Raw genomic sequence first — 21,733 nt, 5'->3', positions numbered from 1 at the left:
TAAAAGGGAGGCTCTTATGTTAGAAGAATTAATCATTCGCTATCTTCCTCTTCCTATTCATCTCCTCGAACTAATGGGAATTACCGTTATTACCATCGGTGCCTTTAAAGCCTTTTACCAATACGTAAAATCCTTGCTTTTGAAAGAACATTACCCTGTCAAATACCAATTTGCTGAAGCCATGGCTATGGCCTTAGAATTCAAACTCGCTGCTGAGATCTTAAAAACGGTATTGGTTAGAAGCCTTCAAGAAATTGCTATCCTTGGAGCCATTGTCCTCCTTCGTATTCTTATTACGCTTATCATCTACTGGGAAATCAAACAAGATAACGCCGAGAATGCTCCCGAATATAACTCCAAACAAAAAAACTGACCTTGATGGTCAGTTTTTCACTTTACTCTGGTGGTAAATAGATTAAACAAATATTTAGTATTGCAGCATTAGGTAAAGCAAGATTATGAGAAAAAAGTTCTGAATTGAAATAAGCTTTATTTTCTATTGTTGTAAATATCATCCTTTCCTTCACAATATGCGCCTAATCTTGGATTAAAATAATCCTGATTATTAATCACAATATCACTTCTTTGCTCAGGTCTGTATTCTTCAAGATACTTCCTCTGTACTGGTATATACTTATTTGCATATTTTTTTATAAATCCTTCTCCATATTTCGGGACATCCCTTACCTGCATCCGCCTTAATACTTCATCAAAATCAATATGCAAAAATACAGTTGTATCCAAATATTTGAGCAATGGTTCTCTAAACAAAAGCACTCCCTCTATTAATACAATAGTATTTTCATCTATATTATAATGAATAAAATTTTCGTATTTATTAGTATCTAAATTCAAGCACAAAACATCTTTATTAATAGATTTCAACTCACTCAGTGGACCTAAAATTTCATCAATAACTTGGTCATAGTTAAACGCATTATGATAATAAGCTTCTATTTCATTATCTCCCTTACAACGCAATTCAGCAGGATTATGGTAGTCATCAATATGTATAATCGTATTCTTGATTTTTAAACTTGAAAGAAACTTAGAATATGCTTTTGTAAATACTGTTTTTCCCGATGTATCTACACCGTTAATACCTATTACCTTTTTGCCTTTTCGTATACTTCGGTCTGTTATGGCATAAAAGATTTCTATTCGATTTACATATCCGATGATGTCTGTAACATTCTGTATAATATACGTAGCCGCCCCCAATTCATTTATATTGCCATAACCATACATAGCAGCTATAGATGGAATATTATTTTCCGCAGCTGCCTCTATATCTGATAGGGTATCTCCTATAACAACTGCTGGTGAATTATTGTCTAATATTTTTCTTATAACCTCTCCTTTATTGTTAGCCTCTTTTGCGCTATATATATTAGAAAAATATTTAGTTATTCCTGTCTTTTTTAGTACAAGTTCAATATATTCTGAGCTTCCGTTTGAACAAATAATAAGTGTATGTCCCTTCGATACAAGTTCTTCAAGCAGCTCTATAACACCAGGGAATAATATGCCATTTTCTCTTACTTCTTTCTGCTCTAATTCACGAAAACGATCATACACATCTTGCTGTTTTATATGAGGAGGCAGTATGTTTGTTAAAAACTCAAAAGTTTTTTTCCCAATATTATATGTTATTGCCGTATCATCTACTTTTTCTATCGCTAACTCATCAAACAAGTGATTTACAGCTGCAATATCGCATAATGCTGTTTGAAATAAAGTCCCGTCCAAATCAAATATAATTATCATTCTGGCCTTCCCCCTTAAATTCATCTCTTCTATACCACTACTAACACTAATAAACCTAATTCTTATATTGTTAGGTTAGGTGCTAATTGTATTTTTACTTTATCTCCTAATAAAGTGATGTCCTTGTAGCACCCCTCTCTTTATCCACTGACATAGGTATGCCATAGGTATAAAACTTGTATGTCCTCATGTCACATCCCCTTCTGTGATTATGTAAAAATATTACTATTTATAGCATAACTTGTTATAGTATAATTTTCAATTAAATGACTAAATCTTTTGACATTTTGAGTAGATATAAAAACTTCTTTTAAACACAGTGCTCTCAAAAAACTATGTATAAGCTTACATAAGTAGATAACAAAGTCCTGGATTAAAAAGGAGTGTTGTAAAACTAGGTAACTAGTTCGCAACACTCCTTTTTAATGTGCTAATTTATATAATATAAATCATTCTTATCTATTAAAATTCTCATAATCGAGATACAATAAATCTATAATTCAAAACTTTAAACAAATTATTAATAGTGTATTTCCCCAGTAACACAGATTTATTGAGCTCTTAATAAGATTATTGCTTTCAACATATGCCAATTTTTCTTACAACTTGCCCCTATTTTTCTGACAATTAATCTCTTTATAGTATAATTTGTATTGTCTTAGACATCATGTCTTATCACTTTTAGAAATAATTTGTTAAATCTAAATCCAAAATTCTAAGGAGGAACAGAGTATGAAAAAACGTACTCACATGAAAAGAAATGTGGCTTTACTTACAGGTTGCGCCGTTTTTGGCTCTATATTCTCACTACTAGGTAACTTTAATCCAACTCAAGCTGCTACTGATTATGACTATTTAACCGCATTAAAGTATGGTATCCAATTCTATGATGCCAATAAATGTGGTAAAGAAGCTGGTACTAATAATGCCTTTGACTGGCGTGGTGCCTGCCATGTGAATGATGGCAAAGATGTAGGCCTTGATTTAAATGGTGGTTATCATGACTGTGGTGACCATGTTAAATTTGGCATCACTCAAGGTTACGCAGCAAGTGTACTTGGTTGGAGTTTTTATGAATACAAAGATGGCTTTGATAAAGCGGGTGCTACAGAAAAAGCATTACAAACGCTTAAACATTTTACAGATTATTTATTAAAATCTCATCCTAATGCAAATGTTTTCTATTATCAGGTTGGTGATGGTAATGCCGATCATAGTTATTGGGGTGCCCCTGAAGTTCAAGGTGACCGCTCTACTATGTTTAAGGTAGATGCCAATAATGCTGGTTCAGATGTAGCTGGTGAAGCTTCTGCTGCACTTAGCTTAATGTATCTAAACTACAAAGATATTGATTCAGCTTATGCTGATCGCTGTTTAGCTGCTGCCAAATCACTTTATGCCTTAGCTAAAGTTAAACCAGGTACTAGCCAAGGTCAAAGCTTCTATACCTCTAGTAGCTACAAAGATGATTTAGCATGGGCAGCTACTTGGTTATATCAAATTACAGGTAATTCAGCTTATCTTAATGATGCTGAAAATTATATGAAAACTTCTACTGGTATTGCAGTAGATGAATGGACTATGTGCTGGGACAATATGCTCAGTCCTGCTACTATCCAGCTCTATAAGCTAACTAATAATTCTGTTTATTTAGATGCCATAGAGCATAACTTGAATTACTGGTATAACAGTGTTCCAACCACACCTGGTGGATTAAAATACTTAAATAACTGGGGCGTACTCAGATATTCAGCAGCTGAGTCTATGATTGCCCTTCAGTATTATGATTTAACAGGAGATACAGCTGCAAAATCCTTAGCTACTTCTCAAATCAATTACATTCTTGGTAACAACCCTAATCGTATGTCTTATATGGTTGGTTATGGTTCTAAATATCCACTCTATCCACATCATAGAGCTGCTAACGGCTATACCTATGCAGATAGCGGTAACTTAAAACCTGCCAAACATGTACTTACAGGTGCATTAGTGGGTGGTCCTAACTCTAACGACCAATATAGTGATAATGGTAATGATTATGTTTATACAGAAGTAGGTATTGATTATAATGCTGGGCTCGTTGGTGCACTTGCAGGTTTAGCCTCCAATCAGGACGGACCTGTTCCTACACCAACACCTACACCAACGCCTACTCCTACACCAACGCCTACTCCTACACCAACGCCTACTCCTACACCAACGCCTACACCTACACCAACGCCTACTCCTACACCAACGCCTACTCCTACACCAACGCCTACTCCTACACCAACGCCTACTCCTACACCAACGCCTACTCCTACACCAACGCCTACTCCTACACCAACACCTACTCCTACAGAAGGTGTTATTCCTAAGGTTAGCGTTACTACGCAGTTAGGTAGCTCTGTCAATCAGCAATATGCTATCACCTCTGTAGGTAGTCAAAATCTTGATCTTTCTAAGCTCAGCATTCGCTACTACTACACCAAAACAAGTACAAAGAGTCAAAGCTTCTGGTGTGATAGTGCAGGTCTTCAGCTTAATGTATCTCCATGGTATGTGAACCTTTCTTCTGGAGTAAAAGGTACTTTTAAAGATGGTTATCTAGAAATCACTTTTGATACTACCTATAGCATGGCACCAAACTCTGGTTCACTTAATTTAGGTGTTCGCTTTGCTCAAAGTGATTGGTCTGGCTATGAAAATTTAGTTGATAACGGCTATGAAGTTTATTACAACGATACATTAATTAAATAATGATAGATAAAACGCAAATAGAGCCGAACAAATTGTTCGGCTCTATTTGTATCTTATTATCTACTTCTCGGCAAAAATACAGAAAAGCAGCTACCCTTTCCTACTTCTGAAGTGACCTTTATATAACCGCTCTCCGCCACTACAATTTCTCTAGCTAAGTATAACCCTATCCCTACTCCCTCTTTTTTTGCAACTCTAGGGCTTCTGTAAAAGCGCTTAAAAATAAGAGCCAACTCTTCTTCTGTAATACCTATTCCTGTATCTATAAAATCCACTCTGCAAAACATCTCATATTCACTGATCTTAATAGTAATGCTACCTTCCTCAGCCGTATACTTAATGGCATTGTCTAATAGATTAGCAAACACTTCTTGTGTCCATTTACCATCAAATCTTGCTATATATCTTCCTTCACTTAGTTCCCATTGAAGTCTTAGCTTCTTCTCCTCCAGTTTTGCCTTTGCTTCTTCTAGTGCCTTATTAATAAGTGGTACTAGATTATTAGTTGTTGGCGTCACGGTAATTATGCCATTCTCAAGACGAGAGAGTTTTACTAAGGAACGTATAAGGAAATCTAATTTTTCACTTTGGAAGCTTATTTGAGTCACTAACTCACTTACTTCTTCTGGTAATTCTTTTTCCTTTAAAAGTTCACTATAAAGTAATAAATTAGCAATAGGCGTCTTTGTTTGATGAGAAATATCAGAAATCAAACTTTTAATATGCCGATGCTGCACTTTAATATTTTGCTGAGCTAGCTGGCTACTTGTAAGAAATTTTGCAAGTTTTGCTTCTAAGGCGGATTGCCTTGATTCATCAAAGCTACTTTCATTAAACTCATCCTTAATCACAAGCTCTAGCATCTCCTCTAAACCCTGCATAGTTCTTTTGGCTTCTTTATAAGCTTTAACAGCTATAATGATGCATGCTAATGCTACCAGACAAACTACTATCATGATGATGGTTAATAACTTCATTCTGCCTCACTCCTTATAGCCCAAGTATAACCAATACCATAAATGGTTTTAATATATTGAGGCTTTGCAGGATTATCTTCTAATTTTTCTCTGAGCCTACGAACTGTTACTGAAAGCGCATTTTCATCCACAAATTCGCCGCCATCCCAGATGCGTTCTAATAAGTCCTCTCTAGAAAGGATTAGTCCCCTATTCATTACTAGTAATCTAAGTAGTCGCTGCTCTGTTTTACTTAAAACCAACGCTTCATTCCCTTTTAAAAAGGTCATAGCATCAAAATTAAAACTAAAGTTCTCTAAATAAATAATTTGCTTATCTATCTGCTCTTTTCTCCTCAAAACTGCTTGAATCCTAGCACGCAGCACAGCTAAGCTAAAAGGCTTGGTAATATAATCATCTGCCCCTGCCTCTAGCCCCACTACTTCATCCATCTCTAAGTCATTAGCTGTAATAAAAATAACAGCCGAACTGAATTTTTCTCTTATTTCCTTACAAAGCACGAGTCCACTTCCATCAGGTAGATTAATATCTAAAAGAATTAGGTCAAAAGGCTTAAGACTCAGCTTATGTCTAGCTGTTTTTAAATCCGAAGCTTCAGACATTTCATAGCCTAGTTGCTGCATAGCTAAAGCAATTCCTCTGGATAAAGCTAAATCATCTTCTATAATAAGAATGGCTTTCATGTTACTTCTCCCTTTTACAACTGATGATCATTATTTAGTCTTATAATGAGCGCCGCCTACATAAGTACTTTTCTGTATTAAATACTAAATAATTACTATTTTCTTTATTATACAACATTTAAAAGTGCTTTGTAACATTTTCCCTTATAGTCAGTTATGTACCTATTCGCTATCTTTTAGTTCTTCAACAATGGCATTTTTGTTATTCGTATGATACGACCAACCAGGTATGAGCGCTGTTAAAATGAATAATAAAGTGCATGCTATTAATAGAGGCGCTACAGTAAGTTCAAAGCTTAGAAACCATATAGCCTTGGTTAAATTTTTTAAAGCTGTATAGGATATCAGCAAGGTTATAATCAGAGAAGCTACAGAAGTATATATTGCATAGTAAATGCCTTCAAAGGTGAGCATGCTAAGGAGTTGTTTTTTTGTCATGCCTATACTTTTTAACATAGCAAATTCTTTTTGTCTTGCAATAATGCTAGTACTCATGGCATTGATAAAGTTAAGTAAGCCAATTAAACCAATAATTAAGCACAAAGCGCCTCCTACAAGTACTAATACATTTCTAAACTCAAAAAAATCTTGTTTATAACTTTCTCTTGAACAATAATTCATCGTTTGATTGACTGCTTCTGTGTAATTTTTAAGGAATAATTCTATTTGCGCCTCTTCCCCCTCTATGCTTTCGCATAAATAAGTCATTCGACTTATTTGTGGTGTATAGGTTTTAAGCTCTTCTACTGGCATAGCAAAGGTTACTAAATCTGCATATGTTCTACTCGTATTGGTATAGGTCATACGATAGAAACCCATAATTTCATATTCTTTTTCTCTGCCATAAACTTCAGTAATTGGTCTTTCTATGACTTTTCCTTGCTGATCATAAGCTATGCCTGTATCTTTATCAAAGTCATTCAGATTAGGGTCTGTTAGAATGTCTTCAAGCACCTTAAGCTTCACCTTATCTCCTATATCATAAAGTGCTTCATCATAAAGTATATTACCATAGTCATCATCCATTAATCCTAAAAGCAAATAATTTCCTGACTTGAACTTTTCTATATCTAGTTCGCCTTTAACAATATCTAATCCTTCAAGGTTAAAATCATCCATGGCATAAATCCCTGTGTAAATACCTTGCGTTTTATCAAAGTGCATGTGCTGGCCATAAAAATTAACTTCACCTTCATATTCAGCCCTAATCTCTATTCCCATAGGTGTATAAACGCCTCCACCTCCTGCAAAAGTTGGTTGCGCTACAAGCGCTGCTACAAGCTCATCATCTACCTCCTTTTGCTCCTGACGATAATCATTGTTAAAATAGCTAGCATGAGCTACTTGAAAATCGCAATCGATAAATTTACTTACGAATTTATTCATATCAAAGCTATTGGCTAAGCAAAATACAGCATTCATTAATACCAAACTCAGTGACATGGAGATAATGGCTATAATGGTACGCTTTCGATTTCTGCTTAAGTTAGCTAGGGCCATTTGATAAAGCTTAGACCCATTTGTTCTTTTCTGTTTCTGGGTATAATTTTGGTCTACACCACTCCATTTAACGGCTTCTACAGGTGTTATCTTAGCAGCAACTTTAGCAGGCTTATTGCAGCTTAAAAGCACTGTAATCATAGCAAATACAGCTGAACCTATAAAAATCATAGGACTAAAGCTTAAACTACTTTTTCCCCCTTGCATATGAGCTGTTAAAAGTGGGAGGAAAAGTGCTCCCATTCCAAAGCCTAGTATAAGTCCTAAAGGAATCCCCCATAAACACATCCTAAAGGCTTCTTGTTTAATCATGCTTTTTATTTGTCTGCCTGTTGTTCCTATGGTTTTTAATAAACCATAAAAACGTATTTCTTTAATAACTGAGATTTGAAAAGTATTATAAATAATTAAATAGCCCGTTAGCATAATAAGTACTATTCCTAAAACAACTGCCACGATGCTTCCGATGTTATGATCTAAGGAGGCACTCATATAAGACCAATTAACACCATAGTAAATACGATTATCAGCATCCTCTTCCATAGAGTAACCGCTATCTGTAATCACCTTTTGCACATTGCCTTCAATGTTCCTGCTATTTTTAAAGTAAAGATCTGCTCTAATAGAACCATTTATATCATTATCTTTTTTAACAGCTTGTCCTCTACCTGGCAAATAAGCTTTAACAAAGCTTTCTGAAACAAGTCCTATTCCAACAGTAAAAGCAGGGTCTCCCTCATACCAACCACTTAAGGTAAAGTCTACTGTTTCAATTCGATCATTAAAGTCTATGGACAAACTAACCTTCTCTCCTACCTTAGGGGTTATTCCCAGTCGTTTGAGGGTTAAATCATCTAATACAATTTGATCTTTATCTCGGGGGAAAGTTCCTTCCTTTAATTCAATAAAGCCTAGCTCGGCACTCACTTTATCACAGTAATCAATCTCAACAGGTCTTTTACTTAAGGCTATGTCTTCCACTTGTCCTACAAAAATACTTTTACCAATTTTCTCAATCAAAGGATGCCCAGATAACTTTTGGTATTCTTCTTCGCTTAAATACTTTAAAGAGGCATGGGCTGAACCTCCTGCCATGCGCATATTATTATATTCCATACTTTTGATAATACCTGCCCCTAAAGTAAATAGCGTAGTAAACAAAATAGTTGTTAATATTATAGCCATAATAGCTATTTGGTTACGCTTTTTATTGCTCTCATAATTCCTTTTGGCAAGATTACGAATGGCCTTGGTATTTTGCACCTTAAACATAAGTCTCACCTGCCTTAACCAGTAAACCATCTTCAATACGTACAATACGGTCAGCTAGTTGAGCAATTTCTTCATTATGGGTAATCATCACTATGGTTTGTCCAAATTGATCACTGGTAATCTTAAGCATACCTAAAACATCTTGAGACGTACGACTATCTAAATTCCCTGTTGGTTCATCTGCTAAAATAATAGCTGGCTTAGCTGCTATAGCCCTAGCAATAGCTACTCTTTGCTGCTGCCCTCCTGAAAGCTGACTAGGCAAACTCGTGAGTTTCTTTTCTAAGCCCAAAGTATGTATAATCTTATCTATATAAGCTTTATCTGGCTTATTACCATCTAACTCAATGGGTAAAACAATATTTTCATAAACATTAAGTACTGGTACTAGATTATAACTTTGAAATACAAAACCAATTTTACGCCTTCTAAAAATAGTAAGTTCCTCTTCTTTTAGCTTAGATAAGTCCTTACCATCTACTATAACGGTTCCCGAAGTAGGCTGATCAAGTCCTCCTAACATATGCAAAAGCGTAGACTTGCCACTTCCCGAAGTCCCTACGATAGAAACAAATTCTCCTTTATCCACGGTAAAGTCTATGCCATCCAAAGCATGTACAGCTGTATCTCCTTGACCGTAGTACTTTTTTAGATTTTTAGTCATTAATATCTGCATTTTATTCCCCCCTTTAGTTTATAAATCTATTATAGCTCTCACAGATGTCTATAATCTTTCAACGCTTAAAACAAATCTAACAGTATTGAAAGATTGTGTATCTCTACTTAATAACATGATAACTTAAACATATAAAAGACTTATTCTCTTCCTCTTACTTTGTGTTATAATCATTCATAGCGACATAAAAGTAAAAATATGATTATTTTGAGAGGAAGTGGATAATATGAAACATTACTCTAATAGTAAAAAGAAACTATATCTGATTTTGACCACTATAGGTGTTATACTAGCTGGTCTTATTCTTACCTTTTTTATTTATATTAATAACTATTATCATACAGAACCATTAGCTATGGCCTTCTTAAAAGATAATCAAACTATTAGCTTAACATATAAGAAAGATTATCTTGTTCTGGCTCCAAAAGAAAATATACAAGACACAGCCCTTGTTTTTTATCCTGGTGGCAAAGTAGAATATACAGCTTACGCCCCTATGCTGAGCAAGCTAGCAGAAGCTGGTTATATTTGTATTATTCCTAAGATGCCTTTTAATCTAGCTGTTTTTAATCAAGATGCAGCCACACCTATTATGGCAGACTTTCCCGAAATCAAGCATTGGTACTTAGGTGGTCACTCACTAGGTGGTGCTATGGCAGCAAGCTATGCTAGTACACATAGTGAAGCTTTAGAAGGTCTTATTTTGCTAGGTGCTTATAGCACTAAGGATTTATCTCAGCTTCCTCTTAAAGTCCTTTCTATCTACGGCAGTGAAGATAAAGTCTTAAATAAAGCAAACTATGAAGAAGGCAAAGCTTTTCTTCCTAATGACTTTACTGAGCTTTGCATTGAAGGTGGGAACCATGCCTATTATGGTGAGTATGGCGAGCAAGAAGGGGATGGTCATGCCACAATCACTAGTGAGGAGCAAAAGCGACTTACTGTGGAGGCTATCCTGGAATTTTTCCATTAACATAGAAAAGGTAGCTAGTCTATCTCTTCCCAAAATAGTGGATAAACCCTTAGGAGATGTCATTCTTTTTATACCCAACTACTACAATAGCGGGCTGTCAACTTATTCATTGACAGTCCGCTATTAGATTTATAGATTTAACTATGATTGTATTTTAATTGCTGGGGGTAATCATTATTACTTTTTGCTATCTTATAACCTTTTCTAAACTGCTTAGGAGATGTATTTTTATATAGCTGAAATAACTTGATAAAATAACTCGTTGTACTAAATCCCACTGTATGAGCAACCTCTGTAATATTCAGTGTTGTGGATATAAGTAATTTTTCTGCTTCTGTAATTCTTATTCGATTAATATACTCACTTAAATTCATTCCCAGATATTCATTAAACGTTCTAGAAAAATAACTATAGCTCATATTACAAAGGTTGGCTAACTCTGCGGCTTTAATTTCCTCGTCGTAATGATGTAGTACATAATCAAAAGCAGGCTGCAATCTTTTCATCGTTTCTCTATTTACATCTACATCCATCACAATATCTATTCCTTGCTTATGAAAATATCTTAGTAGCCATAAAAATATTCTTCCTATATGATTTTTTATGGCTAGTTCATACCCATAACTCCTCATTTCAAATTCATCCAACATTTCATAAAGAAGCTTTGGAATAAATGTATTTTCAATCTCAGACTTGTCAATGACCTTTTGATGTTTCCCGTTTTCTAGAATAAATGGCAAGACATATTTTAGCTGCAAATAATCTTGAAACATTGTATTATAAATGACTTCGGGTTCAAATCTAAGGACAATATACTTTCCTCCTTCACAAGAATATGAATCAATTTGATGCACTTCTTTTGAATTAATAATCACCAAATCTCCTTGCTTGAATAAATGGGCTTCTCCATTTAAAAGCACTTTGTATATACCTGATATACCATATAAAATCTCGATATAACTATGATAGTGTGCTGGAAAAACGTTTCCCTCTGCCTCTACATTATGAATATGACAGAGATAATTATAAGATATTCCATCAATAATTTCCTTTTTTTGTTCTAGATAATGCATATCACCCTCCACGACAAAATATTTATACTTTTTTATAAAAATATTATATCATCTATTTTATCAATCATTTATACTTATTTTATCATCAAATTTTGGGAGGTAAGATAAATATGCATAAAATAGGTATTCCTTTAGAAGGATTTGCTGAATTTTCCAAAATAGTTGCCGCTAACGGTGCTGTATTAATCAAAAATCAAGAACAAATTCTTCCTATAAAAACAACTGATAGGGTATCCATCTTTGGAAGAACTCAAGTCAATTATTATAGAAGTGGCACCGGCTCTGGTGGCAGCGTCAATGTGCTTTATAACACTAACCTTTTAGGTGCTTGTAGAACCCATGAAGCTATTACAATAAATGAAGATTTAGCTGCTATTTATGAAACTTGGGTCTCCCAAAATCCTTTTGATAATGGGGGTGGACGTTGGGCCTGTGAACCTTATCACCAAAAAGAAATGCTCCTCTCAGATCACATTGTAAAAGAGGCAAGAGGCAAATCAAACAAAGCAATCGTTGTTATTGGACGTACTGCTGGTGAAGATAAGGATAATACCAATGAACCAGGTAGTTATCAGCTGACAGACGAAGAGAAAAACATGCTGCAACTTGTAACAAAACATTTTGAGCAAGTTGTTGTTATTCTAAATGTAGCCAATATCATTGATATGAACTGGATAAATGATCCTAGTCACCGTCATCCTATCCAAGGCGTTCTCTACGTTTGGCAAGGTGGTATGGAAGGTGCCAGTGCAGTAGTAGATTTACTAGTTGGTACAATAACACCTAGTGGTAAGCTTACAGATACAATAGCTTATTCCCTCCAGGACTACCCTTCTGCTTCAAACTATGGTGATCCTATCAGAAATTTCTATCAAGAAGATATCTATGTGGGCTATCGCTACTTTGAAACATTTTGTCCTGAGAAAGTTCAATATGAATTTGGATATGGTCTATCTTATACACAATTTGAGATTATGCCTAAGGAAGCTTCTGTTATTATAAAAAATAATGAAAAACACATCCAGCTTGAAGTGCTCGTTAAAAATATAGGTACTCATTTTGCTGGCAAAGAAGTTGTCCAGGTCTACTATAGTGCACCTCAAGGAAAATTAGGCAAACCTGCTAAAGCTTTGATTGCCTTTGAAAAAACAGATTTACTGGCACCAGGTACCTCTCAAATACTTCATATAAGCTTTCCTATTAGCCAAATGGCTTCTTATGATGATAGCGGTATTACTGGTCATAAATCTGCTTATATACTTGAGCCAGGTGAATATATATTCTATATTGGAAACAGTGTAAAAAATGTCACAAGGCTTCATATCGATGGCAAACCCAGTTACCACCAAGCTTCACTTGAAGTCACTCTTCAGCTTACAGAAGCTTTAGCACCAACTAAGGCTTTTACAAGAATAAAACCTGGTGCAAGAAATGCTGATGGTACTTATGAACTTACTTATGAAAATGTCCCTACACAAAGCATTTCTCTCTCAGATCGTATTCAAGAGAATCTCCCTGAATCATTACCTATAACAGGGAATAAGGGCTATACCTTAAAAGATGTTTATGAAAAGAAAATTCCCATGACCACCTTTATCGCTCAGCTTACAGAATACGAACTGGCTACACTTGTTAGAGGGGAAGGGATGAGTAGCCCTCTTGTAACCCCGGGCACAGCTTCTGCCTTTGGTGGTGTATCTGATAGCTTAATAGCTTATGGTATCCCTGCCGCTTGCACAGCTGATGGCCCTTCTGGTATTCGTATGGAAAGTGGCCATCATGCCACCCAAGTTCCTATTGGCACACTTCTTGCAGCAACCTGGGATACCAAACTTGTTAAGTCCCTTTATGAACTAGAAGGCAAGGAATTGTTACGCAACCAGATTGACCTCTTACTTGGACCGGGACTTAATATCAAGCGTTATCCTTTAAATGGCCGTAACTTTGAATATTTTTCTGAAGATCCTCTGATTAGTGGTGTTTTTGCTACTGCTATAACACAAGGTCTTGAACTTGGTGGTAGTTATGCTACCCTTAAGCACTTTGCTTGTAATAATCAAGAAAAAGAACGCTCAGTGGTAGATGCAATCGTTTCAGAACGTGCTCTAAGAGAAATTTATTTAAAAGGCTTTGAGCTTGCCGTTAAAGAAGGTGGTGCAAAAGCCATTATGACAGCTTATAACCCACTAAATGGACACTGGACAGCCTCTAATTATGATTTAAATACTACTATCCTTCGTGAAGAATGGGGATTTAAAGGTATTGTTATGACTGACTGGTGGGCAAAAATGAATGATGTGGTAAAGGGCGGAGAAGCAACAATTCAAAATACTCATTTTATGGTACGCTCACAAAATGACTTATATATGGTAGTAGGTAATTACGGTGCCGAAAACAATATATATGGGGATCATACGATTGAAGCTTTAAATAGTGGCACATTACAAATTGGTGAATTACAGCGTTGTGCCATGAATATATGTAATTTCTTAATGGAAACGACTGCTTTTTCTAGAATGACTGCTAATAAACCAAAACTTCGTTTTATTAAAGCTTCCTCTGAACCTACTTCAATAGAGCCACATAGTTTAGCCGAAAACCCTGAAGTAACCTTTGACCCAGTTTGTCCTCCCTGTATTAAGGTTTCTACTGCTGGCGTCTATCATATTATCGTTCATATGATGTCACCTGAAAGTTCCTTAGCACAAACTGCTTCTAATGTGTACTTAAATAACGAATTAATTGCTACCATCCAAACCAATGGTACATCTGGTAAATGGATTACTCAAAAACTGGTTACAGTAGAACTTGAATGTGGCAATTATCATCTTACAGCAAACTTTATTAAACCAGGTCTTCAAATCGGTTCAGTCACATTCCAATTAGCTCCCTCAAATAACTAGTTTATTTTACTATTTATCCCTCCCTCATTCAAAAAAGGTTATATCCTTTGCTTAGCAATGGATATAACCTTTTTCATTTATTATATAAAACATCAATCACTTTTTAACGACTATGTGACGTCGTAGTATGTCATATATCTTCTCCTCTTAGTATACCAAAAACTTGAGAGTCTTTATATTTTCTATCTATTTTTAGCTCTATTCAGTATACTCGGTTTAAGCAATCACAGTTTTCTATTCTTTCTAAAGAGAAGTAGCTGCTCCTATTAATGGTACACTTGTCCATCATATACCAGAATAATTTTCTTCTCAGTAAAGTTACTTATATTACTCCAATCATTGTTTGCATAACGAACCTGTAATTGAACACTTCCTGTATTAGGCTGTAGCACCTCATTTTGATTGAGCTTGATTTCCAAATAACTTCCATCTGTATCACTACCAAACGTACCTGTTACACCACTAAAAGAACTATACCAAGGTGATACGGTTAATTGTGCTGCTGCACTATCACACCAAAAATTCATAGTCTTAGTATCATCTTTTGTATAGTAGTATTTAATACTAAGTTTAGATAAGTCTATAGCCTGAGCACTTTTAGGCGTTAAAGTATAAGTTTGATTAATAGAGCCTCCTGTAGTTGTTGCAACCTTTATATCTACTATTGTATTTTCTGTTTCCTCTCCTGGATTTTCACCTTCTCCTGGATTTTCACCTTCTCCAGGTTCTTGACCTTCATCAACCTTTCCTACTAAATCCAGTCTAGTAAGCGTTGCTACAAGTGGTGAATTCCAATAGATGTCCACCTCATTGGTAGAGTAACTTTCGATATGGTCTAAGTAGCATTTAGCTGGTGCCATCCCTTTTAAATAAGCTTTCGCATAGGTATCTTCTAAACTGGCATTAGGTCCACCCACAAGCATTCCTGGAATAGCTGCTTTTTGTACAATAGAAGGTCTATGGTGTGGGTTTTTAGGAGAAGTTGCTCCATAACCTGTTACATAGCATAAACCTATAGCATTTTTACCTAAACAGTAGTTAAGATGCTCTTTAGCCCATTTGAGATAGTCTGCATTTGCTTCTACACTGTAAGCTGTAATCAAAGTAAGCGCATTATTTAAAGTAGACATATTGCTTCCCCAATAATAATTCACGCCATTTGAAACGCCATAACTGTCATTTTTAGCTGCTGTTACAATATCGTTAGCTTGGCTAACTATACTCGCTTTTACTTTATTATATGTTGCTGTATCTGTAGAAGCTGCTTTTAAGTAAGCGGTGTTACCGTAGTTACCAACACCACCCCAATCAAAGCCTATTTCCACTTTTTGATTGACGTAATTTTTAAATGCCTCATGATATTTAGCTTCTCCTGTTGCTTTAAAGAGCTGTGCAGCTGCCCAGTATCTCTCATCTCTGTCACTTGTATCACCATATTCACCTGTTTCAATATCAGATGGGTTTTTAAAGTTACTGCTTGGTGCTTGTTCTAAATAACTCCATGCTTTCTTAGCTGCTGCAAGGCATTTATTAGCATAAGCTAAATCACTGTCTTTATAAGTCTCATAACCCATAGCCATAACAGCTGCAAAATCAGCTGTAGCTGTTGTAGATATAGGACATACGATTAGCTGCCCCGTTTCTTCTTGTGGCATCACATATCCTGGGAAACTGGCACAAGTTACCTTATGATAAACACCTCCATTTGTTTGATTTTGCATTTTAAACATCCAGTCTAACTGGTTTTTCACTTCATCGAGTAAATCTGAAACACCATTTCCACTTTCTGAAATCCCCATTTGATCAGTAAATGCTGCTTTGTTATCCCCATAAGCAAGTAGTAAATCAGCTACAGCTTTGGAGGTTGCCACTACATAACGTCCATAATCTCCGGCATCATGCCAACCACCTGAAACATCAATGGTTTCATTAGTACCATAAATCTTAGCTTTGGTTGTATGGCAAGTAGGATGTGACCATTTTCCTGCAAGGGTACTCGTAAGTTCTTGTCCACATCGTTGCATATAAAACATCTTGAAAGCATCTGTAAAGACATTTTGATAAACATCCTCACCGATTTTAAAGCTGTAAGATTCTCCAGCATGAGTTGTTACAATCTTATAAGTACCAGGTGTTTTTACTGATGAAAAATCTCCTGAGCATGTATTTTCTTGTGTTGCAGCATCATAGCGACTGTTTGATATATTGCCTTCATAAACAGTAGTACCGGTATCTACTGACACCACACTAAACTTAGTGTCCTCAATAGCCCCTCTAAAGACAACCGTTTTGGTTTCTTCTGGTTTATAACCTATTTGGTTTAAAACCACCTTTTTCTCTTCAACTGGTTTGTCTTCTTCGTCATAAACTACATTGCTGTCATCTACAAGGTAAAGCTCTACATTGTCGATTCTAACCTGATGGCTAGCAACAGCTCCATCTACATTTCCAAGGTTAAAAGCAAGCCTAGGCATTTTGTCTGTTTCATCTAGCATGGTAAATGTTTTGGTAATGGTCTGCATGACAGGAGTAGTGCTTATTCTATCATCTACATACCCACGATAATCCCCGCTATTAAGCTGAATCCTATAATCTACTTGTCGATTAACGCTTGAACTAATATCAAATTTTAAAACATACTTTCCATTTTTATATAATTTAAAGTCATCGTAATTAACCTGCATACTATAGGACTCTGTTCCACAATCTTGAATGTTTGCTTCAAGCTGCCCTTGATTTACTCCTAGAGTTCCCTTGCCTCCTAGAGTAGTGAAATATCCCCAAATCCCTATACCACTTTCAAAGTTACCATCTTTGATTAAATTCGAGGTGCTAGACTGTGTGGTCTGTGCCCATAGCGTAGAGGTACTACTACTTACAGTGCTAAAAAACATACATGCTGATAAAAATAAGGTGAACGCCTTTCTCATCATATCCTCTCCTTTTCATTGAGTTCATTACTTCCACTTGCATTATATGTATACATATAGTTCATCTTATTCTAACAATTAAAAATAATTTTTAAAATGATGTATCATGGTATTTAACTGATAAATCATGTTGTTTAAGGAGGTTTTATGATGAAAATTACGTACATTGGACACAATCATACTCATGATATGGATTTTGAGATTCAACGTCCTCATGGTTCTGGAGACTACTTAGCTCTGCTTCTTAAAAGTCATGGTCTCTTTCTTTTAAATAACCAACCTGTCGTTCTACCACCAAATACCTTTTTCTTATATCAACAAGGTACGCCTCAGTATTACAAAGCTTATATGGAGCCTTTTTCTAATGATTGGTTTCACTTTACCCTAGAGGATGATGAATCTGATTTCTTTGAGTCTTTGCAAATTCCTTTTGAGACTCCTATTTCGCTCCATCATTCACCTTTCTTTTCTTTACTTATCAAGCATATGACCTGTGAGTACTATACAAAACCTTATTTTCATAATCAGAGCCTAGATCACTATCTCTCACTGTTTTTCATTAAGATTTCAGAAGCTTATCAGACTTACTATGAGCCTCTAACATCTTTACATATTAATCAGCTCGTCCTTCTTAGAAGCAAAATCTATAGTCGTCCTTATGAAAAATGGACAGTGGAAGGCCTTGCTCACGAGATTAATCTAAGCCCCTACTATTTTCAAAAGCTGTATAAAAAACAGTTTAATATTTCCTGTTTAAAGGATATTATTAATGCACGCATTGAATATGCCAAACACTATCTCACCCTCATTGATATACCGATTAAATCTATTGCTGAAAATTGTGGTTATGAAAATGATGTCCACTTTATGAGGCAGTTTAAATCGGTTACAACTTATACGCCTAGTGAATATCGCAAGCTCCATACTTAGTATAATGATTACAAATCCAAAAGTCCTACAATCCTTTAAAACCAGTTAATTCTATAATATCCTGCCTTATTATTCACAAAAAAGTAGGACTCCCCCTAATTAATTAAATCGACTAATTGTACGACACCCCTTTTTGTGCAAAAATAACGAATTTTTTGTTTAGTTGATAATTATTTTGTGATAAATTATAATATAAAATATATTACAGGTTATTTAAACTTGTGACAAAAGTATACTCAAAAGATACAAACATGGAGGCAGGAGAGATGAAAAATAATTTAGATTTAAGAAGTAAGATCTTATTGATGGTAATGGTCCCCGTCGTATGCCTGTTATTAGTACAGGTAAGCAATGCATTCAATTTGATTGATAATAGGAGTGCATTAATTATGGCATTTTTTCTCACGGTAATAACGATTGTTTGTACATTGTTAGAACTTAACTCAATTATAGGGACATTAAAAAATGCCGTAAAGAATTTAGCACTATTATCTGAGGGGAATCTTCAAATTAAAATTAGTCAAAGTATCATGAAACGAAAAGATGAAAGCGGAGGAATTGAAAAGGCAGTAGGAAATCTATGTAGTTCATTAAGAAATTTCTCTAAGGATATAAATACATCTACTAATGTCATTGTAACTTCTGCAATGGAGTTGACAACTAAATCACAGCAAATTAATGCGGCAAGTGATGAACTCTATATAGCAATTAATACTATTTCAGAAGGAACAATGTCGCAGGCTGAAGATACTCAGGAGCTTTCAAAACTCATTATGGAAATGGGAACATCCATTGAGAATGTAGTTGAGTATGTAAAGACATTGAATGAAATAGTAGCGTATATGAAAAATACACAACTGAGTACACGTGAAATGATGAATCAATTAAATGAATCTAATACAAAGACAACCAATGCAGTAGAACGCATAGGAGTTCAAACAGATACAACCAACCAGTCTGTACAGCAAATTAAACAAGCAGTAGCTATGATTACCACTATTGCTGAGCAAACCAATCTACTCTCTTTAAATGCAAGTATTGAAGCAGCTAGAGCAGGTGAGCAAGGTAGAGGATTTGCAGTTGTAGCGAATGAAATCAGAAATTTGGCAGAGCAATCTAAAGAATCCACACAAATCATAGAAGAAGTTATTACTCAGGTTATTGAGGATTCTAGTAAGACTGTGGATATCATGCAGGAAGTTAAAGAAATTGTAAATGAGCAGGAAAATAAATTAGATGAGACAAAGAAGCAGTTTTATGAAGTAAGTAATGGTATTGAGCAGTCAATAACAGGTATTCAAAATATCGAGACTAAGGTTATTAATCTGGATAGCACAAGGGAAAAAGTTATCAATGCAATACAAAATGTTTCTGCAGTAGCACAAGAAAACGTTACAAGTGTGGAACAAGTTTGTACAGGTATAGAAGAGATACATACAACGATTGAACAATTTAGTACATTAAGTGATTCGCTTAACAATGTAGCAACAGAGTTAGAACGTGTGGTAGGTTACTTTAAGTAAAATAGTAAGTAATCAAAATCACCAGTGAACTGTTGGTTTGCTCTTCCCCTAGAATGGAAAAATACTTGCTGATTCCCTGAAAGTTTCTTTTTCCATACTTATATTTTAAGTTTGCATGTCTGTCTAATATCATCAAGGCACTCTTACTCTTGAGAAACTCTATAAACTGTCATACGCTTAAGTAAGGGGCATACTTACTAACATATATATATATGATCTGGACAGGCTTCAGCTTCAATGGCTTCCTCTTTTTTTCATTACATATTTTCTTAGTATTTGAGCTATATCAGCTCATAGTTCTCTATATACTAAAGTATTTTTTAATTCCCCCCAGTAAAACTAGGGGGGTATTTACTTTAAAGTAAGAAATGGTAAGTCATCGATACTCAATAACTTATGAGTATTATCTCCTTTTTCCTAATAATATTTAGATATATGACCCATGGTTTAGGAAAACTATAGAATTGTCATATTTAATTCAATAATCAAAAAGCTACACCCCTTGATTACCATTGTATATAGCCCTTTAGCTTTTAATTTTTTATTCTCATTCTACATTAACTGATTTTCTATATTCTATTATTGCATATCCAATTAATATATACCCTATTAATCCTACTACTAAAAATACAACTGCTGCTATTGGTACGCTTATTTTATTAGATAAAATTGTAAATAATAAAGGTGATAATGCACTACCCAAAGCATAAAATATGCCGACTAATGCAAACTTTTTAGTGCTATCTCTAGTTCCAAATACATCTACAGGAGTAAATGCTGGTGCAGATGTTAATGTAAATATGACCAAACCAGCAAACAATGGAATACCAAACCCTATCAGACTGCCATTTGGCATAAAAATCATAATTAATAAACCAATTGTTACACCTATAAAGGATATAATCATAGCTTTGAAAGTACCTAATTTATCTAATAGCTTTCCTCCTCCAATATTCCCAATTAAACAAGTAATTCCATATACTGAACCTGCTAAACCAATTTGTGTATCTGTAAGTCCTTTAATAGTTAAAACTGGAATAGACTGTGTCGCTAATGCAACACTTGCAAAACATATAAGTAATGATGCAATACAAAATATTATAAAATGTTTATTTTTTAGAAGTTCATCATTTGACAAACCTTCAAATTTTATTTTTTGAGTCTTATTTTTACTATTAACATGTTCTACATTGATTTCATCTTTTTTAGGGTCTCTTATAAATAATAATGCAATTGGTACCCCTATAATAGCTATCACTATTCCTAATATAATATATGTTTTTCGCCATCCATATTGAGCTAACAAATTAACTACCAATGGTTGAAAGAATATATTTCCAACAGATCCTCCTGATAAAGCTATGCCTAGTGCAGTACCTCTCCCGTTATCTGGAAACCATCTACCGATAATAACAGGTAATGATAAACCTACAACCAATACTGCACCTAATTGTGTAATCATTGCACTTATATTAAACATAATCACATTTTGGGCAATTCCAAATGAGCCAAATCCAATCGCAGATAAAATTAACCCTATAACATAGATATATTTTATCTTTAATTTATCGTATATTTTTGCAGTAACTCCATTAAATAATATTGGAATTGTTCCTGTTAAATATATCATTGTAAATCCCACCTCAGAAATAACTCCTGAGTGTGAGACTGGCACCTGCATTTGTGGTTGTAAATTTTGTGATATACAATACGGTATTGCTCCTATTAAGAAACAAACAAATACTATAAAATATCTTCCTTTATTTAGAGTTTTTTTTGCCATCTAA

Annotated in this window: 14 protein-coding genes; 6 read left to right on the top strand and 8 right to left on the bottom strand. The window is 34.9% G+C overall.

Annotation, left to right across the window (positions count from 1 at the left end; genetic code table 11):
• Positions 1-16 precede the first annotated feature (16 nt).
• The gene (locus tag CLOLE_RS03670; protein WP_013655719.1) at positions 17-373 is read left to right on the top strand and encodes a DUF1622 domain-containing protein; all 357 of its coding nucleotides are present in this window, start codon (positions 17-19) and stop codon (positions 371-373) included.
• A gap of 116 nt (positions 374-489) precedes the next feature.
• Here CLOLE_RS03670 and CLOLE_RS03665 read toward each other — a convergent pair whose 3' ends face one another.
• A complete protein-coding gene (locus tag CLOLE_RS03665; RefSeq protein WP_013655718.1) occupies positions 490-1,767 on the bottom strand; it encodes an HAD-IA family hydrolase in 1,278 nt (425 codons plus the stop codon).
• Positions 1,768-2,499: 732 nt separating this feature from the next.
• Between CLOLE_RS03665 and CLOLE_RS03660 the strand changes: the two genes are divergently transcribed.
• Positions 2,500-4,506, top strand: coding sequence for a glycoside hydrolase family 9 protein (locus tag CLOLE_RS03660; RefSeq protein ID WP_013655717.1), 2,007 nt, complete (start codon positions 2,500-2,502; stop codon positions 4,504-4,506).
• A 56-nt stretch (positions 4,507-4,562) separates the two neighbouring features.
• Here CLOLE_RS03660 and CLOLE_RS03655 read toward each other — a convergent pair whose 3' ends face one another.
• The 4 genes from CLOLE_RS03655 to CLOLE_RS03640 form a co-directional block, all read right to left on the bottom strand.
• On the bottom strand, positions 4,563-5,483 hold the full coding sequence (locus tag CLOLE_RS03655; protein ID WP_013655716.1) for a sensor histidine kinase: 921 nt from the start codon (positions 5,481-5,483) through the stop codon (positions 4,563-4,565).
• Positions 5,480-6,166 (bottom strand): response regulator transcription factor, encoded by a 687-nt coding sequence (locus tag CLOLE_RS03650; protein ID WP_013655715.1) that lies wholly within the window; start codon positions 6,164-6,166, stop codon positions 5,480-5,482. The genes CLOLE_RS03655 and CLOLE_RS03650 overlap by 4 nt, the downstream gene beginning before the upstream one ends.
• A gap of 162 nt (positions 6,167-6,328) precedes the next feature.
• Positions 6,329-8,938, bottom strand: coding sequence for an ABC transporter permease (locus CLOLE_RS03645; protein WP_013655714.1), 2,610 nt, complete (start codon positions 8,936-8,938; stop codon positions 6,329-6,331).
• Positions 8,931-9,614, bottom strand: a complete 684-nt coding sequence (locus CLOLE_RS03640) for an ABC transporter ATP-binding protein (RefSeq protein ID WP_013655713.1) — start codon at positions 9,612-9,614, stop codon at positions 8,931-8,933. The genes CLOLE_RS03645 and CLOLE_RS03640 overlap by 8 nt, the downstream gene beginning before the upstream one ends.
• Positions 9,615-9,840: 226 nt before the next feature.
• On the opposite strand from CLOLE_RS03640, the gene CLOLE_RS03635 reads away from it, so the two are divergent.
• Positions 9,841-10,587, top strand: a complete 747-nt coding sequence (locus tag CLOLE_RS03635; protein WP_013655712.1) for an alpha/beta hydrolase — start codon at positions 9,841-9,843, stop codon at positions 10,585-10,587.
• Between the two features lie 137 nt (positions 10,588-10,724).
• On the opposite strand, the gene CLOLE_RS03630 is transcribed toward CLOLE_RS03635, so the two are convergent.
• Positions 10,725-11,660: a helix-turn-helix transcriptional regulator gene (locus tag CLOLE_RS03630; protein WP_013655711.1), complete on the bottom strand. Its 936-nt coding sequence runs from the start codon at positions 11,658-11,660 to the stop codon at positions 10,725-10,727.
• Between the two features lie 110 nt (positions 11,661-11,770).
• On the opposite strand from CLOLE_RS03630, the gene CLOLE_RS03625 reads away from it, so the two are divergent.
• A complete protein-coding gene (locus CLOLE_RS03625) occupies positions 11,771-14,563 on the top strand; it encodes a glycoside hydrolase family 3 protein (RefSeq protein WP_013655710.1) in 2,793 nt (930 codons plus the stop codon).
• A 266-nt stretch (positions 14,564-14,829) separates the two neighbouring features.
• On the opposite strand, the gene CLOLE_RS03620 is transcribed toward CLOLE_RS03625, so the two are convergent.
• Positions 14,830-17,493 carry a glycoside hydrolase family 9 protein gene (locus tag CLOLE_RS03620; protein WP_013655709.1) on the bottom strand — a complete coding sequence of 888 codons (2,664 nt, stop codon included), beginning with the start codon at positions 17,491-17,493 and terminating at the stop codon, positions 14,830-14,832.
• Between the two features lie 150 nt (positions 17,494-17,643).
• Here CLOLE_RS03620 and CLOLE_RS03615 point away from each other — a divergent pair, with 150 nt between their 5' ends.
• Positions 17,644-18,423: a helix-turn-helix transcriptional regulator gene (locus tag CLOLE_RS03615; protein ID WP_013655708.1), complete on the top strand. Its 780-nt coding sequence runs from the start codon at positions 17,644-17,646 to the stop codon at positions 18,421-18,423.
• A gap of 266 nt (positions 18,424-18,689) precedes the next feature.
• On the top strand, positions 18,690-19,946 hold the full coding sequence (locus tag CLOLE_RS03610; RefSeq protein ID WP_013655707.1) for a methyl-accepting chemotaxis protein: 1,257 nt from the start codon (positions 18,690-18,692) through the stop codon (positions 19,944-19,946).
• Between the two features lie 547 nt (positions 19,947-20,493).
• Here CLOLE_RS03610 and CLOLE_RS03605 read toward each other — a convergent pair.
• The gene (locus tag CLOLE_RS03605; RefSeq protein WP_013655706.1) at positions 20,494-21,729 is read right to left on the bottom strand and encodes an MFS transporter; all 1,236 of its coding nucleotides are present in this window, start codon (positions 21,727-21,729) and stop codon (positions 20,494-20,496) included.
• Positions 21,730-21,733: the final 4 nt, after the last annotated feature.

The organism is Cellulosilyticum lentocellum DSM 5427 (assembly GCF_000178835.2).
Taxonomy (GTDB): Bacteria; Bacillota; Clostridia; order Lachnospirales; family Cellulosilyticaceae; genus Cellulosilyticum; species Cellulosilyticum lentocellum.
This window is presented reverse-complemented; position numbering and strand designations above follow the sequence as displayed.

Coding starts and splice junctions, on each gene's coding strand:
- CLOLE_RS03665 (WP_013655718.1), bottom strand. CDS start 1,767: ATGATAATTATATTTGATTTGGACGGGACTTTATTTCAAACAGCATTA.
- CLOLE_RS03610 (WP_013655707.1), top strand. CDS start 18,690: ATGAAAAATAATTTAGATTTAAGAAGTAAGATCTTATTGATGGTAATG.
- CLOLE_RS03660 (WP_013655717.1), top strand. CDS start 2,500: ATGAAAAAACGTACTCACATGAAAAGAAATGTGGCTTTACTTACAGGT.
- CLOLE_RS03620 (WP_013655709.1), bottom strand. CDS start 17,493: ATGAGAAAGGCGTTCACCTTATTTTTATCAGCATGTATGTTTTTTAGC.
- CLOLE_RS03605 (WP_013655706.1), bottom strand. CDS start 21,729: ATGGCAAAAAAAACTCTAAATAAAGGAAGATATTTTATAGTATTTGTT.
- CLOLE_RS03635 (WP_013655712.1), top strand. CDS start 9,841: ATGAAACATTACTCTAATAGTAAAAAGAAACTATATCTGATTTTGACC.
- CLOLE_RS03615 (WP_013655708.1), top strand. CDS start 17,644: ATGAAAATTACGTACATTGGACACAATCATACTCATGATATGGATTTT.
- CLOLE_RS03670 (WP_013655719.1), top strand. CDS start 17: ATGTTAGAAGAATTAATCATTCGCTATCTTCCTCTTCCTATTCATCTC.
- CLOLE_RS03625 (WP_013655710.1), top strand. CDS start 11,771: ATGCATAAAATAGGTATTCCTTTAGAAGGATTTGCTGAATTTTCCAAA.
- CLOLE_RS03630 (WP_013655711.1), bottom strand. CDS start 11,660: ATGCATTATCTAGAACAAAAAAAGGAAATTATTGATGGAATATCTTAT.
- CLOLE_RS03640 (WP_013655713.1), bottom strand. CDS start 9,614: ATGCAGATATTAATGACTAAAAATCTAAAAAAGTACTACGGTCAAGGA.
- CLOLE_RS03655 (WP_013655716.1), bottom strand. CDS start 5,483: ATGAAGTTATTAACCATCATCATGATAGTAGTTTGTCTGGTAGCATTA.
- CLOLE_RS03645 (WP_013655714.1), bottom strand. CDS start 8,938: ATGTTTAAGGTGCAAAATACCAAGGCCATTCGTAATCTTGCCAAAAGG.
- CLOLE_RS03650 (WP_013655715.1), bottom strand. CDS start 6,166: ATGAAAGCCATTCTTATTATAGAAGATGATTTAGCTTTATCCAGAGGA.